Here is a 14,903-nt window from a genome sequence, read left to right as displayed (position 1 = left end):
GCCTGGTGCGGACGACAGGGAGGTGATCCGTGGAACCCGTCGGTTACGCGGTACACGACGCGGTGGCGGTCGCCACCATCGACCGGCCGCAGACCCGCAACGCGCTCAGCGCCGACGTCCTGCGCGCGCTCGCCGCGGCCATGGACCGGGCCGAGGCCGACCCGGAGGTACGGGTGCTGGTGCTGACCGGCGGCCCGCGGCTGTTCGCCTCGGGCGCGGACATCCGCGAGCTGCGCCGGACGTCCCCGGCCGACTACCTGCTCTCCGAGCGGCTGGAGTGCTGGAACCGGTTCGCCCGCTTCGGCAAGCCGGCCGTCGCCGCGGTCGCCGGATACGTCCTGGGTGGCGGGTGCGAGCTGGCCATGACGTGTGACGCGGTGGTCGCCGCCGACTCCGCCGTGTTCGGCCAGCCGGAGATCAACCTCGGCATCATCCCGGGCGCCGGCGGCACCCAGCGCTGGGCCCGCGTCGCCGGCCGGTTCCGGGCCGCCGAACTGGTGCTCGGCGGCCGCCTGGTGGACGCCTGGACCGCGCAGCGGATGGGCCTGGTCAGCCAGGTGGTACCTGCCGAACGGGTGGTCGAGGCGGGGATCGTGCTCGCCGCCTCGATCGCCGCCCGCAGCCCGGTCGCGGCCCGGCTCGGCAAGCAGGCGCTGCGGACCGCCGAGGAGGTCGGCCTGACCGCCGGCCTCGCCCACGAGCGTTCGCTGCTGCTGACGCTGCTGTCCACCGACGACCACATCGAGGGCATCGACGCGTTCCTGGAGAAGCGTCCGGCCCGATTCACCGGCCGATAGGAGAGAGACGTGACGCAGGTACACGAGGCCACCGACCCGGGCGCGGGCGAACGGCTCGGCCCGGCCGCCCGCGCCGCCCTGCTCGACGCGCTCAAGCGGCACGCCCGTACGCCGGGGGAGCCCCTGCTGATCCGCGTCCAGGGTGACGCGTGGCGGCACGAGCCGGACGACCTGGCCCAGCCGGTGGTGAGCGGGCAGTTGCACGAGCTGGTGCTGCGGGTGCACGCCGCGCCCGGCCCGGTGATCGTCCACGTCGACGGCGCCGTACGCGGCCTCGGGCTCGGCCTGGCGCTCGCCGCGGACCTGCGCGTCGCCGCGCCCACCGCCACGTTCGGCACCGGCTCGCCCGCGGCGTTCCTGGCCGGCGGTGCCGGACGGCTGCTCGCCGGTGTCGCCGGCACCGGCGTGCTGGCGCACCTGGCCTGGACCGGCGCCACGCTCGACGCCGAGGAGGCGCTGCGGCACGGCCTGGTCGGCTCGGTGTCCGCCGACCCGGACGCCGGGGTCGTGCTCGCCGCGCGGGTCGGCGCGATCGGCGCGGGCACGGCGTCCGCGCTGGCCCGCGCGCTGCGCGGCCGGGACCGGCCGGAGCTGACCGGCGCGCTGGACTACGAGTCCTGGCTGGCCGGCGTCGGGTGAGCCGGGGCGGGGGACCGCCGCTGCGGCGGTCTCCCGGGCCCGGTGCCGGAGCATCAGGCCACGGCCTCCAGGCCGGCGCGCGCGACCTCCATGTCCTGCGTGTAGTGCCCGCCGCTGACCCCGATGCCGCCGATCACCGCGCCGTCGGCGGTGATCGGGTAGCCGCCGCCGAAGACGACGAGCCGGTCGATGCCGGTGGTCGCGCCGGTGGCCAGGGGCGCGTCGTCCTTGATGAAGTCGTACCAGCCGTCGGTGGGCATGCCGAAGCCCGCCGCCGTGTACGCCTTGTCCTGCGCGACCTGCACCGACAGCAGCGCGGCGCCGTCCATCCGGGCGAACGCCTTCAGCACGCCGCTCTCGTCGACGACGGCGATGACGCAGGGCAGCGTCATCTGCTCGGCCTTGGCGATCGCGGCGGCGAGGATCCGCTGGGCGGCGCCGATCGTGACCGACGTCTTGGTGAAGTTGTCCATGAGGGGGTTCCTTCCGTGGTGGTGGGTGGGGTGGGACGGGCTCAGACGACGCCCGCGGCGCGCAGGCGGGAGATCTCGTCGCCGTCGAGCCCGGCGACGTCGCGGAGCACCTCGTCGGTGTGCTCGCCCAGCTCGGGCCCGACGCGGCGGATGCCGCCGGGCGTCGCGGTCAGCTTCGGCACGACGTTCTGCATCGGGAACTCGCCGAGGTCCGGGTGCTCCAGCCGGACGATCGCCTCCCGGGCGGCGAAGTGCGGGTCGGTGAGCATCTCCTTGGCGGTGTAGATCCGGCCGGCGGGGACACCGTGGCGGTGCAGCAGCTCCAGCAGCTCGTCCCCGGCGTACCCGGCGCACCACTTGGCGATCAGCTCGTCCAGTTCGCGCTGGTGCCGGCCGCGGCCGGTGTGGCCGGCGAACCGCGGGTCGGCGGCCAGTTCCGGTTGCGCCATCGCCTCGGCCAGCCGCCGGAACACGGTGTCCTGGTTGGCCGCGATCACGACCATGCCGCCGTCGGAGGCGACGTAGACGTTGCTCGGCGCGATGTTCGGCAGGATCGAGCCGGTGCGTTCCCGGATGTAGCCGCCGATCGCGTACTCCGGCACCAGCGACTCCATCAGCGCGAGCACCGACTCGTAGATGGCGCTGTCGACGATCTGGCCCCGGCCGGTCGCCTCGGCCACCCGCAGCGCGCCCATCGCGCCGACGGCGGCGAACGTGCCGGCCAGCGAGTCGCCGATGCTGATGCCGACCCGGCTGGGCAGCGAGTCGGGATCACCCGTGGTGTAGCGGATGCCGCCCATCGCCTCACCGATCGAGCCGTACCCGGCGCGTTCGGCGTACGGTCCGGACTGCCCGTACGCCGACACCCGTACGATCACCAGCCGCGGGTTGATGTCCCACAGCACGTCCGGGCCGACGCCCCAGCGCTCCAGCGTGCCGGGCCGGAAGTTTTCCACCAAGACGTCGGCCTCGGCGGCGAGCCGGCGGAGCACCTCCTGCCCCTCCGGGACGCGCAGGTTGAGGGTGACCGAGCGCTTGTTTCGCCCGAGCACCGGGAACCACAGCGACTTGCCGTACGGGCGCTCGCGTCCCCACTCGCGCATCGGGTCGCCCCGGCCCGGCTCCTCCAGTTTGATCACGTCGGCGCCGAGGTCGCCGAGGATCTGGCCGCAGAACGGCCCGGCCAGCAGGACCCCGGCTTCGATCACGCGCAAGCCGGACAGTGGGCCGCGGGCATAGTCGTTCATGTCGTCCCTGTTCTCTCGTCGGTCGTTCCGGTGGTGCGGGTGGAGGTCAGGCCGGCACGGTGTGCGGCCGGGCCTCCGGCTCGGGTTCCGGCGCGGGGGAGTGCCGCTGCGTACGCTGGCGGATCCAGCCCAGCGACACCGCGCCGAGCAGCGTGACGCCGAGCAGGATGTCGCCCAGCGGCAACGGCATGCCGCGCAGCCGGAAGATGTTCAGCACGATGCTCAGCGAGAGCAGGCTCAGGAACGCCGTGATCGGGTTCCCGTGCCCGCCGCCGGCCAGCCGGAACCCGGCGATAAGCAGCGCGCCGTAGACGTACAGTTCGGTGCCCTCGCCGAGGGTGACGGCCGAGGCGCCGGTGCGCATCACCTGGATGCAGCCGGCGACCGCCGCGGCGGTGCTGGTCAGCACGAACAGCGCCAGCTGGACCCGGCCGGCCCGGATGCCGGCGCGGGCGGCGACCACCTCGTCGCCGCCGGTGGCGCGCAGGTGGGTTCCCCAGCGGGACCGGCGGACCAGCGCGCCGCACACCAGGGCGAGCCCCAGCACCACCAGGACCGGCACCGGCAGCGGCCCGATCGTGGTCTTCAGCGCGGTGCTGAGTTCCGGGGTGTACGCGGCCACCGAGCTGCCGTCGCTGATCACCTTCGCCAGGCCGCGGGCGGCGACGAGCATGCCCAGCGTGGCGATCAGTGGCCAGACGCCGAACACCAGCGCGAGGCCGCCGTTCGTGAGTCCGGCCAGCAGCCCGGTGCCGAGCGCGGCGAGCACGCCGATCTGCCACGAGCCGGAGGCGGTGTAGACGGTGGCGTAGACGACCGCGCCGAGGCCGAGGACCGAGCCGACGCTGAGGTCGGCGACGCCGCCGGTCATCGCCAGGCTCGCCGCGAGCAGGACGATCGCCGGGGCGAGCATGTCGCCGAGCATGCTGGAGATGTTGGCGCGGGTGGCGAAGTCGGGCGCGAAGCTCAGCGCGGCGGTCACGGCGACCACGAACAGCAGCACACTCGTGGTGGACGGGCGGCTGAGCAGGGTGGCCCATCCGGGCCGGGTACCCGTTGTCGTCATGGCGTGCTCCTGACGCTGTTGACGGCGAGCGCGACCGCGAGCACGACTCCCTCGACGACCGGCTGCCAGCTGGACGAGACCCCCCAGGTGACGATCGCCGTGGGCAGCGTGTTGAGCAGCAGCAGCGCGACGGCGACGCCGACGAAGCTGCCCCGGCCGCCGGTGAGCGCCATGCCGCCGAGCAGCAGGATCGAGATCACCCGGAACTCGGTGCCGGGGGTCAGCGTGGACTGGACGATGTCGCCCTGGGACGCGAGGACCAGCCCGGCGAGGCCGGCGATCAGGCCGCAGAACACCAGCGCGCCGGCCTGGATCCGGTCCGGCCGCAGGCCGCGCACGAGCGCGGCCTCCCGGTTGCCGCCGACCGCGACGAGGTGCCGGCCCAGGCGGGTCCGGCCGGCCACGAACGCGACGGCGGCGAGCAGCACCAGCATGATCCAGAAGACCCGCGGTACGCCGAACAGGTCGCCGGCGACGTGCCGGCGCAGGAAGCTGTCGCGCGGGATCGGCACGAACTCGATGAACAGCCGGGTGGTGCCGCTTACCAGGAACATCGTGCCGAGCGTGGCGACGATGGGGTGGATGCGCACGCGCACGATCAGCGCCGCGTTGACGACGCCGATCAGCGTGCCGAACACCAGCACCGCGACCAGCACCATGGCGAACGACGCGCCGTCGGTCAGCAGCTGGGCGGCGATCAGCGCGGCGGCCACCGCCGTCACGCCGACGGACAGGTCGAACTCGGCGCCGCTGAGCATCACCAGGCTGACGCCGACGACCAGGATGCCGATGAACGCCATGTTGAAGGCCACGGCGATGACGGTCTGGTGGGACAGGAAGGCCGGCGACTTCACGGCGGTGGCCAGCACCAGCGCCACCCAGAGCGCGGCCAGGGCGAGTGTGGCGCCGTGGCGGCGGAGCACGGGAAGGCCCGTGCTCCGCCGGACGGCTGCCTGCGGGGCAGACACGGACATGGTCAGGTGCTCACTTGCCGAGCCCGTACGTCTCGGTACCCGCGGGACAGTACTGCTCGGCGGCAGACTTGGCCGGGGCGTCCTTGGCGTAGAGCGCGTCGATCCGCTCCTTGAGCGGCGGGATGGACGACACGGCGTCCTTCGGGAACGCGCAGACCGGGTTGAACAGCGCGTTCGGGTCCTTCGGCGAGTCGACCACGGGGATCTTCTCGCCGCCGACCATCCGGTCGAGGATCGTGTAGATCTGCTTGGCGTAGCCCTCGTACCAGAACGCGGTCGAGCCGCCGAGTCCCGGCGTGTCGACCCCGAACAGCATGAGGTCGGCGCCGAGGCCGTAGCCGTAGATCTCACCGGCGCGGCTGAGCTGCTCCGCGGCGTTGATGGTGCCGATGATCATGTTGTCGTTGCCGCCGAGCGCGAGGATCTTCTTCGCGTCGGGCTTGGAGACCAGGATGTCGCGGGCGACGCCCTGGGCACCGTCCGGCGTGGTCGGCGAGTTGCGCCGGGTGATGACGCCGTCGATGTCCGGGCACACCTCCTTGAGTCCCTTGAGGATGCCCTCGGTGCGCAGCAGCGCCACGTCACCGGACTCCTCGTTCTCCAGCACCGTCACGAGGTCCGGCTTGCAGCCCCACTTCTCCTTCGCGTACGTCCCGCCGGCCCGGCCGGACAGCCGTCCCGACTCGACGTTGTTGATCCCGAAGAAGTGCGCGCCCGGGTGGGCGATGTCGATCGCGATGACCGGGATCCCGGCCTTGTTGAAGATGTCCATGATCTGCGGCGCGACCTTGCCGTCACCCTGGAACTCCACCACGTGGGTGACGCCGCGGGAGACCATGGTCTCGGCGTTCGCCACCGCGGTCGGCCCGTCCCGGTCGTTGTTGAGCACGAGAATCTCCCACCCGCGCTTCTCGGCCTCCTTGCGCATGCCGACGTCGATGGCCCCCAGCACGGGGCTGGCCGGCTCGGCGAAGTTGGCGAACCCGATCCGGACGTCCTTGGCCTCCATGGCCTTGCCCTCCGTGGGGGCCGCCGGGGCCGCCCCCTCGGTGGAACATGCCGCCGTCATGCCCAGCGCGACGACGAGCGCGGCGCTCGCGAACGATCTGCGTCTCACTCTGATCCCTTCTCTCGGGCTTGCTTCGGCCGGTGCGGCCGGTGTCAGGACTCGGTCACCGGTGTGGCGGGCGCGGCACCGGTGATCAGGGCGACGATGTCGCCGGAGGACGCCTCGGCGGTGGTCAGCTCGCCGACGGTGCGTCCCTGTCGCATGACCGTGACCCGGTCGGCGACGCGGAAGACGTGTTCGAGGTTGTGCGAGATCATCAGCACCGCGATGTCCTGCTGCTTGAGCGCGGTGATGATCTCCAGGACGTGCCCGGACTCGGTGACGCCGAGCGCCGCGGTCGGCTCGTCGAGCATCACGATGTTGCGGCCCCACATGGTGGCCCGAGCGACGGCGAGCGCCTGGCGCTGTCCGCCGGACATCGAGGACACGTGCGAGGACAGCGAGGGCAGCCGGGCGCCGATGCGGTCGACGGCCTTCTGCGTCCGCTCCGCCATCGCGCGGCGGTCCACCAGGCGCAGCAGCCGGGACATCGGGCCGCGGCCCAGCGGTTCCCGGCCCAGGAAGACGTTCTCCGCCGCGCTCATCGAGTCGATCAGCGACAGGTCCTGGTAGACGGTCTCGATGCCGGCGTCGAGCGCGTCGGCGGGGCCGGCGAAGCGGCGGGGCGCGCCGTCGACCAGGATCTCGCCGCGATCCGGCGTGACCACGCCGGCGAGCGTCTTCACCAGCGTCGACTTGCCGGCGCCGTTGTCGCCCATCAGCGCCATGACCTCACCCCGTCGCAAGGTCAGTGACGCGTCGCGCAGGGCCCGTACGGCGCCGAAGCTGCGGGCGATGCCGCGCGCCTGCAGGACCGGTGTGGTGGTGGGGGGTGGGACGTCGTCCCGGCGGCGCTCGACGTCCCCGGGACGAGGGACTGCCGCTGCCTGCTCTGTCATGGCGAGAGAGTCAAGCAATGTATGCAATCACTGTCAAGGATTCGCGGCGAGCCAATGGTTCCGGTGCTCGCCGCCGGGTCTCATTCGACCCGACGTGTCGAGAAAATCGGGAAAACCACGAGGTGGCGACGCCGGTCGTGGCGTGTGCCGACGGCTCGAGTGGACGACGAGGGCATCTTGACCGCTCCGATCTGCGCCCCTATGTTGTGTACATTCTCGGGCCGATGGTGGCCGCGATCACATACCGCGCACTGCCGCGACGGGCGGCCGGCGCGGTGACCGGCCGCGCCCGTCCACCGCTCGTCACGCTCCCGTCGACAGGAGAACGGAGTTGACATGATCAATGGGATGGTCGTGGTGGACGGTGTCGTCCACGGGTACGACTTCCGGCCCGCGAACCGGGCGCCGCACTGCTCCCAGGCCGCGTACGACGGCATGGTGAACGCGCTGTACCGCATCGGCCACACCTCGGTCGAGTCGCCGGCGCCCGGCTACCTGATGACGCGGGACGAGTTCACCGCCGGCTGGACCGCCGAGGAGCTGGCGGACATCGTGTTCGTGGAGAGCGCCGTCGACGTGATGATCTACCACGGCGTGGAGATCGACGGCTTCTTCGACGGCGGCGCCTCGCCGTACGAGCTGGGCCGCGAGCTGAAGCGGCGGTACCCGGACCGGGTGCTGCTGTTCGCGCCGGTGGACCCGCTGCGCGGCCCTGCCGAGCTGGACCTGATGCAGCAGCGCGCCGAAGAGGACGACATCGACGGGTTCAAGTTCTATCCGACCAACGGGCTGATCGACCCGGAGGTGAACTCCTCGAAGCTGATGCTGCTGGACGACCGCGAGCTGGCGTTCCCCTACCTGCAGAAGGCGCTCGACCTCGGCGTCCGGCACATCGGCGCGCACAAGGCGGTGCCGGCCGGAGCCGGTCCGCGGGTGCTCAACCACGTCGACGACGTGACCTGCGCGGCGATCGCCTTCCCGGACCTGACGTTCGAGGTGGTGCACAGCGGCTGGGCGTTCCTGGAGGACTGCGCGCTGCAACTGCGGACGCACCCGAACATCTGGGCGACCATCGAGTCGGTGTCGAACATGATCGTGCGCAAGCCGCGCCGGTTCGCCGAGATCGTCGGCATGCTCATGATGCACGGCGGTACGGATCGCATCATGTTCGCCACCGGCGTGCCGTCCGCGCACCCGCAGCCGATCATCGAGGCGCTGACGACGTTCGAGATGCCCCGGGACATGGTCGAGGGGTGGGGCTTCCCCGAGTTCACCCCGGACGTGCTCGCCAAGCTGATGGGCGGCAACGCGCTGCGCCTGCACGGCCTGGACGAGAGCGCGGCGCGCGCGGCGGTGGCGGGTGACGACCTGGCCCGGCGCCGCGAGGACTACCTCGCGCACGCGCCCCGCCCGTGGGCACTCCACCGGGAACGGCTGGCGGCATGAGCGGCGCGGACCCGGTCGCCGCCGACCTGCGGTCACGCCTGCTGACCGCGTGCAACACCGTGTACGACCCCTGCGGGCTGGGCGTCGGCCGGCGGGTGGGCATCGTCGACATGGGGCTGGTACGCGACGTGCGGGCGTACCGCGAGCCGGACGGCCGGCTGCGGGTGACACTCGACCTGATCACCACCGGTCCGTTCTGCATGTACACGCCGTTCTTCGAGCAGAGCGTGCGCCGGGAGATCGGACGGGTGGCGCCGGAGGTCGACGACGTCGAGGTCGAGTGGGGCGACAGCACCGACTGGTCCGAGGCGCTGATGACCGAGCACGGCCGCGCGATCCTGCGCATCGGGCGTTCCGCAGCACCCGTCCGCTGACGCGTACCCCGAGAGCTTCACGTCGGAAAAATACAATTTCTCCGCCCGGTCGGGGCGAGCGCGCCTCCCTCGCGGGCTGGCGAAACGCCCGCCAACAGGGCTTATGTTTCGGCATTGTGAACTATTGACTGTCGATGTTGATCGTGTTGGACTGCGATTGCATGCAACCCGAAGCGCCCGTCACGCGCCGGGTTTGTTTTCGCCCCTCCCTGCGCCGACTCATCGACGTGCTTCTTTTCGACGCCTGCCACCCACCGAGGGAGTAGCACCGTGACACACACTTTCGGAGCCCGCCGGCTCCGCGCCGCCGCCGCCGCGTTCGGGGTGGCCGCCCTTCTGCTCACCACCGCCGCCTGCGGATCGGGTGAGGACAGCGCGGCCTCCGACACGCCCGCCGCGGTCAACGACGAGTACACCGAGATGGCCCGCAAGCTGATCGCCGCCGGCACCGGCGGGATGCTCTACTTCGAGGGCAAGGAAGCCGACATCACCCTCGACAAGATCAAAATCTACGAGGAGTGGTCCGGGCCGACGACCTCGGTGAAGCCGCCGGCGAACGGCAAGCTCAACATCATCGTCTGCAAGATCGGCACCTCCTGCGAGGAGGTCGGCAAGCGGGCCACCGCCATCGCCGAGAAGCTCGGCTGGAGCGCCGAGATCCTGGACGGCCAGGGCACCCCGGAGGGCTACCAGAAGGCACTGGCCACCGCCGCCGCCAACAAGCCTACCGCCGTCATCACCGTCGCCATCCCGGAGAACCAGGTCGCCGACGGCATCGCCGAGCTGCAGAAGGCGAAGATCCCGGTGGTGGGCGTCTCCGCCGTCGCCGAGGGCGGCGCGGTCGGCTACGACGCGCACGTGTCCAGCCGGGAGACGTTCCAGGCGGTGCTGGCCACGGCGAAGGCCGTCGCCGACTCCAACGGCAAGGCCAAGGTCGTCTTCCTCTGGGACGTCGGCTACCCGCACCTGGTCGAGGCGCTCAACGCCAGCAAGCGCGTGCTCGCCGGCTGCACCGGCTGCGAGCTGCTGGAGGTCCGCGAGCGCACGCTGGCGCAGGCGGTCGACCCGATCGAGATGCAGAACATCACCACCTCGCTGATCCAGAAGCACGGCGACAACCTGCAGTACATCCTCACGCCGTACGGCAACGGCGTGGAGTCCGTCATCGCCGCCATCCGGGCCGCCGGGCGCAACGACATCAAGGTGCTGTCCAAGAACGCCGAGCCGGAGCGGCTGGGCAGCGTGGCCGCCGGTGACCAGCTCGCCGACTTCGGCGCCATCCGCGGCTGGAACGCCTACGCCGCCATCGACCAGGTCGGCCGGCTCGCCGCCGGTCAGCCCGCGCTGCCCGACGCCGAGCAGGGCATCCCGGCCACCGTCTTCGACAAGTCGAACGCGCCCAAGGACGGCGCTGTCGACTGGAACAGCTACGTGAACTACGCCGAGCGCTACGAGAAGATGTGGAGCGAGGCCCGATGAGTGCCGCCCCGGTGCTGGAGGCGGTGGGCGTCAGCAAGTCCTACGGCCGGGTACGCGCCGTCACCGACGTCTCCTTCGACGTACGCCCGGGCGAGATCCTGGGCGTCGTCGGGGACAACGGCGCCGGCAAGTCCACGCTGATGAGCATGGTCAGCGGCGCGCTGGCGCCGGACTCCGGCCGCCTGCGGGTGGCCGGCCGGGACCTGACGCCGCACACCATCGGCGCGGCCCGTACCGCCGGAATCGAGATGATCTACCAGGACCTCGGGCTCTCCGACAACCTGAGCATCGTCGAGAACGTCTTCCTCGGCCGCGAGTGGACCGGCGGCGTACGCGGCCTGCCGGTGCTGCGCAAGCGGGCGATGCGCGAGCGCACCCGGGCGGTGCTGGAGGAGCTCGGCATCGACCTGCACGACATGAACGTGCTGGTCGAAGGGCTCTCCGGCGGGCAGCGGCAGATGGTCGCCATCGCCCGCGCGCTGGTCACCGAGAACGAGCCGCGCGTCATGGTGATGGACGAGCCGACGGCCGCGCTCGGCACCACCGAGTCCGACGGCGTCAACGCGCTGATCCGGAGGCTGCGCGACCGCGGCTACGCGGTCATCGTGATCAGCCACCGGATCCCGGAGATCCTGTCGATGGCCGACCGGCTGCTGGTGATGAAGGGGGGCCGCAACGTCTACCACGGCCCCACCGAGGGGCTCGACGTCGAGCGGTGCGTGCAGCTGATCGTCGCCGGCACGCTCGCCACGGCGGGGGAGGCGGTCCGATGACCGCCGCCACCACGCAGACGCCCCCGGGCGGCGGCCGCACCGTCGTCAAGCAGAGCGCCGACCGGTCCCGCGCCGGGGCCGGGGAGCGCGCGGTCGAGGGGGTGAGCCGGTTCGGGCTGCTCGGCATGCTCGCCCTGGTGATCGCGGTCTTCTCCGTGCTCACCCCGGACACCTACTTCACCACCACGAACTTCCGGCTGATCCTGGTCAACCAGACCGTGACGGTGATCGTGGCGATGGCCGCCACACTGCCGCTGCTGGCGCACTACCTGGACGCGTCGGTCGGCCCGATGCTGGGCCTGGCGCAGGGCGTGAGCATCTGGCTGATCGCGGTGCAGGGCGTACCGATCTGGCTGGCCCTGGTGGCGGTGCTCGCCGTCGGCGTCGCCGTGGGCCTGCTCAACAGCCTGCTGGTGCTGAAGTTCGGCATGAGTTCGATCATCGCGACGCTCGCCGTGGGCAGCCTGCTGATGGGTCTGCTCTACATGGTCACCGGTGGCCGGGTGCTGTACCAGAACGTGCCGCCGGCGTTCACCGAGATCGCCCGTGGCGACCTGGGCGGCATCCCGCTGCCGCTGATCTACCTCGTGGTGCTGGTGCTGGCGCTGGAGTTCATCGTCGTCTGGACACCGTTCGGGCAGCGGCTCTACGCGATGGACGGCAACCTGCGCGGCGCCGCCCGGGCCGGCATCGACGTCCGCAGCTACACCATCCGCGCGTTCGTCGGCGCGGCGGTGCTCGCCTCGCTCGCCGGGGTGCTGCTGGCCTCGCGGATCGGCTCGGCCCAGCCCACGGTCGGCGAGCAGTTCCTGCTGCCGGCCTTCGCCGCCGCCTTCCTCGGCGCCGCCGCGCTGCGACCCGGCCGGGTCAACATCCTCGGCACCGTGATCGCCGCGTACTTCATCACCTTCACCATCGCCGGCCTGCAACACCTCGGCGCCGCGACCTGGATCGAGCGCGTCTTCAACGGCCTCGCCGTCATCGCCGGCGTCTCGGTCGCCGCCTGGTCGGTACGGCGCCGCCGCCAGCTCGCGGTCCGGCACGTCGAACGCCTGGAACACGACACCACCCCGAAGGGACGCCCCACCCCATGAAGAACGGCTTCTTCGTCCTCGACAACGCCATCCACATGTACAAGCTCACCGACGAGAACATCGACTTCAACCACGGCGGGAAGAAGTCGACGAACGCGCTCGTCGAGTACGCCCGCAAGTACTCCGCACCGGGCTACCCGTACGACGACATCTCCGGCCGCGAACTGTCCGTCGAGGACGCGTACCGGCTGATGTTCGAGGAGTCCGACACCGACATGGCGATGGCCCAGACGGTGCCCAGCCACGGCGGCTGGAAGCTGGGCTTCTCACCGGCGGAGAACAACTACAAGCTCAAGGAGGCGTACCCGGACCGGGTGCTGTTCTGCGGCGGCGTCGACCCGATCACCCACGGCCGCTACGGCGCGGTGACCGAGATGATCCGGCAGATCGAGGAGTGGGGCGCCACCAGCTTCAAGTTCTACCAGGCGCACTCCGGCGGCCTGTCCTGGAAGATCGACGACCGGCAGGTCGCGTACCCGCTGTGGGAGACCGCGCTGGAGCACGGCGTGACGAACGTGCAGTTCCACAAGGGGCTGGCGTTCAACACCCAGCACATCGCCGACCTGGCGCCGTACGACCTGGAACGCGCGGCGCAGGACTTCCCCGAGATGACGTTCATCGTGCACCACCTCGGTGAGCCGTTCATCAACGAGACGATCAACATCGCCGCCCGGTACGAGAACATCCACCTCGCGCTCACCGCCTGGATCAACCAGTACCCGGTCGCGCCCCGCGCCGCGCTGCACGCCATCGGCAAGTGCCTGCTGCACGTCGGCCCGGACCGGCTGCTGTGGGGCTCCGAGGCGTTCGTCTGGCCGAAGGTGCAGGCGTACATCGACCTGTTCGCCGAGATGCAGATGCCGGAGGACCTCCAGGACGGCTACGGCTACCCGGAGCTGACCGACGAGATCAAGGAGAAGATCTTCGGCCTGAACTTCGCCCGGGTGCTCGGCATCGACGTGAAGGCCAAGAAGAAGGAGCTGTACGGCAAGAGCGGCAAGAAGTCCGCGAAGAAGGGCCGCAAGGATGGGCGCTGACAAGACGGCGAAGGCCGCCGACCGCGCGCTCGACGGCAAGGTACGCCAGCTCGTCGAGGCGCACGGCGGCGGCGTCACCGTCGACGTGGACGCCGACGGCGACGCCCGGGTGACGTTCCACGGCCGCTGCGCGGCCTGCCCGTCGGCGCCGGTCACCATGGGCTCGCTGGTCCGCCCGGCGCTGCTGAAGATCGAGGGCGTCCGGTCGGTGACCCGGGCGGGCGCGGTGTCCCGGTTCGCCGAGGCGCGCATCGAGAAGATGTTCGGACTGTCGGAGCCGGCCGGATGACCGGCGGCTTTCCCGACGGGCCGCTGACCGGCGTACGCGTGGTGGAGGCCGGCGTGCTGCTGGCCGGACCGTTCTGCGCGCAGCTGCTCGGTGACTTCGGCGCCGAGGTGATCAAGGTCGAGCAGCCGGACGGCGGCGACCCGATGCGGCAGTGGGGGCGGGAGAAGCCGCACGGCAAGTCGCTGTGGTTCCCGGTGGTGGCCCGCAACAAGAAGTCGGTCACCTGCAACCTGCGGGTGCCGGAGGGGCAGCAGCTCATGCGCGACCTGCTCGCCGGCGCCGACGTGTTCGTGGAGAACTTCCGCCCGGGCACGCTGGAACGCTGGGGGCTCGCGCCGGAGGAGCTGCACCGGATCAACCCGCGGCTGGTCGTCGTGCGGGTCACCGCGTTCGGGCAGGACGGCCCGTACGCGTCCCGCGCCGGCTACGGCTCGATCGGCGAGGCGATGGGCGGGATCCGGCACGTCACCGGCGACCCGTCCACGCCGCCGAGCCGCATCGGCGTCAGCCTCGGCGACTCGCTGGCCGGCACGTTCGCCGCGCTCGGCGCCATGATGGCGTTGCGGGTGGCGGGCAGCACCGGCCAGGGCCAGGTGGTGGACAGCGCCATCTACGAGTCGGTGCTGGCGCTGATGGAGTCGCTGGTGCCGGAGTACGCGCTCACCGGCTACGTCAGGGAGCGGACCGGCTCGATCCTGCCCAACGTGGCGCCGAGCAACGCGTACCCGACGCGCGACGGCGCCACCGTCCTGATCGCCGCGAACCAGGACACGGTGTTCCGCCGCCTGGCGGCGGCGATGGGCCGCCCGGACCTGGCCGACGACCCCCGGTACGCCACCCACGCCGCCCGCGGCGCGCACCAGGCCGAACTCGACGACCTGATCGCGGCGTGGACCGTCACGTTCGAGCCGGCCGCGCTGCTGCGGCTGCTGCATCTGAGCGGCGTACCGGCCGGGTCGGTCTACACCGCCCGGGAGATGCTGGCCGACGAGCACTTCGCCGCGCGCGAGGCGATCGTCGAACTCGACCACCCGGAGATGGGCGCGTTCCCGATGCAGAACGTCGCGCCCCGGCTGTCCCGCACCCCGGGCCGGCTGCGTTCGGTGGGCCCCCGGCTGGGCGAGCACACCGACGAGGTCCTGCGCCAGGTCCTGTGCCTGGCCGACGACCGGATCACCGAACTGCGCGCCGCCGGCGCGATCTGAGGA

At 71.5% G+C, this 14,903-nt stretch carries 16 protein-coding genes; 10 read left to right on the top strand and 6 right to left on the bottom strand.

From position 1 onward, the window contains the following. Positions 1-29 precede the first annotated feature (29 nt). Positions 30-797, top strand: a complete 768-nt coding sequence (locus ACQP26_RS18440) for an enoyl-CoA hydratase-related protein (RefSeq protein WP_269705479.1) — start codon at positions 30-32, stop codon at positions 795-797. A 9-nt stretch (positions 798-806) separates the two neighbouring features. Then, positions 807-1,436 (top strand): enoyl-CoA hydratase/isomerase family protein, encoded by a 630-nt coding sequence (locus ACQP26_RS18435; protein WP_433493491.1) that lies wholly within the window; start codon positions 807-809, stop codon positions 1,434-1,436. A 53-nt stretch (positions 1,437-1,489) separates the two neighbouring features. Here ACQP26_RS18435 and ACQP26_RS18430 read toward each other — a convergent pair whose 3' ends face one another. The 6 genes from ACQP26_RS18430 to ACQP26_RS18405 all read right to left on the bottom strand — a co-directional run bounded on the left by ACQP26_RS18430 (position 1,490) and on the right by ACQP26_RS18405 (position 7,203). Further along, a complete protein-coding gene (locus tag ACQP26_RS18430; RefSeq protein ID WP_194799006.1) occupies positions 1,490-1,909 on the bottom strand; it encodes a GlcG/HbpS family heme-binding protein in 420 nt (139 codons plus the stop codon). A 41-nt stretch (positions 1,910-1,950) separates the two neighbouring features. After that, positions 1,951-3,156, bottom strand: a complete 1,206-nt coding sequence (locus tag ACQP26_RS18425) for a CaiB/BaiF CoA transferase family protein (protein WP_269705481.1) — start codon at positions 3,154-3,156, stop codon at positions 1,951-1,953. Between the two features lie 46 nt (positions 3,157-3,202). Then, positions 3,203-4,222: an ABC transporter permease gene (locus ACQP26_RS18420; RefSeq protein WP_269705482.1), complete on the bottom strand. Its 1,020-nt coding sequence runs from the start codon at positions 4,220-4,222 to the stop codon at positions 3,203-3,205. Next, positions 4,219-5,145: an ABC transporter permease gene (locus ACQP26_RS18415; RefSeq protein WP_433493490.1), complete on the bottom strand. Its 927-nt coding sequence runs from the start codon at positions 5,143-5,145 to the stop codon at positions 4,219-4,221. Before ACQP26_RS18415 ends, ACQP26_RS18420 begins: the two co-directional genes overlap by 4 nt. Positions 5,146-5,206: 61 nt before the next feature. Then, positions 5,207-6,313 (bottom strand): sugar ABC transporter substrate-binding protein, encoded by a 1,107-nt coding sequence (locus ACQP26_RS18410; protein ID WP_252447969.1) that lies wholly within the window; start codon positions 6,311-6,313, stop codon positions 5,207-5,209. Between the two features lie 44 nt (positions 6,314-6,357). Then, complete coding sequence (locus ACQP26_RS18405; RefSeq protein ID WP_269705486.1) at positions 6,358-7,203, bottom strand: ATP-binding cassette domain-containing protein; 846 nt, start codon at positions 7,201-7,203, stop codon at positions 6,358-6,360. Positions 7,204-7,539: 336 nt separating this feature from the next. On the opposite strand from ACQP26_RS18405, the gene ACQP26_RS18400 reads away from it, so the two are divergent. The 8 genes from ACQP26_RS18400 to ACQP26_RS18365 all read left to right on the top strand — a co-directional run bounded on the left by ACQP26_RS18400 (position 7,540) and on the right by ACQP26_RS18365 (position 14,900). Further along, on the top strand, positions 7,540-8,649 hold the full coding sequence (locus tag ACQP26_RS18400; RefSeq protein ID WP_433493489.1) for an amidohydrolase family protein: 1,110 nt from the start codon (positions 7,540-7,542) through the stop codon (positions 8,647-8,649). After that, complete coding sequence (locus ACQP26_RS18395) at positions 8,646-9,023, top strand: metal-sulfur cluster assembly factor (protein ID WP_269705488.1); 378 nt, start codon at positions 8,646-8,648, stop codon at positions 9,021-9,023. The genes ACQP26_RS18400 and ACQP26_RS18395 overlap by 4 nt, the downstream gene beginning before the upstream one ends. A 270-nt stretch (positions 9,024-9,293) precedes the next feature. After that, complete coding sequence (locus ACQP26_RS18390; protein WP_269705489.1) at positions 9,294-10,502, top strand: substrate-binding domain-containing protein; 1,209 nt, start codon at positions 9,294-9,296, stop codon at positions 10,500-10,502. Then, complete coding sequence (locus ACQP26_RS18385) at positions 10,499-11,275, top strand: ATP-binding cassette domain-containing protein (RefSeq protein ID WP_269705490.1); 777 nt, start codon at positions 10,499-10,501, stop codon at positions 11,273-11,275. The genes ACQP26_RS18390 and ACQP26_RS18385 overlap by 4 nt, the downstream gene beginning before the upstream one ends. After that, positions 11,272-12,369, top strand: a complete 1,098-nt coding sequence (locus ACQP26_RS18380; protein ID WP_281577513.1) for an ABC transporter permease — start codon at positions 11,272-11,274, stop codon at positions 12,367-12,369. Before ACQP26_RS18385 ends, ACQP26_RS18380 begins: the two co-directional genes overlap by 4 nt. After that, a complete protein-coding gene (locus tag ACQP26_RS18375; protein WP_151498808.1) occupies positions 12,366-13,406 on the top strand; it encodes an amidohydrolase family protein in 1,041 nt (346 codons plus the stop codon). The genes ACQP26_RS18380 and ACQP26_RS18375 overlap by 4 nt, the downstream gene beginning before the upstream one ends. Then, positions 13,396-13,695, top strand: coding sequence for a NifU family protein (locus ACQP26_RS18370; RefSeq protein WP_052166116.1), 300 nt, complete (start codon positions 13,396-13,398; stop codon positions 13,693-13,695). Before ACQP26_RS18375 ends, ACQP26_RS18370 begins: the two co-directional genes overlap by 11 nt. Continuing rightward, complete coding sequence (locus tag ACQP26_RS18365) at positions 13,692-14,900, top strand: CaiB/BaiF CoA transferase family protein (protein ID WP_281577514.1); 1,209 nt, start codon at positions 13,692-13,694, stop codon at positions 14,898-14,900. The genes ACQP26_RS18370 and ACQP26_RS18365 overlap by 4 nt, the downstream gene beginning before the upstream one ends. Positions 14,901-14,903: the final 3 nt, after the last annotated feature.

The sequence above is a fragment of the Micromonospora sp. CA-248089 genome (assembly GCF_050948515.1).
In the GTDB taxonomy this organism is placed as follows: domain Bacteria; phylum Actinomycetota; class Actinomycetes; order Mycobacteriales; family Micromonosporaceae; genus Micromonospora.
The sequence above is the reverse complement of the archived record's forward strand: the minus strand, read 5'-3'. Positions and strand labels throughout refer to the sequence as shown.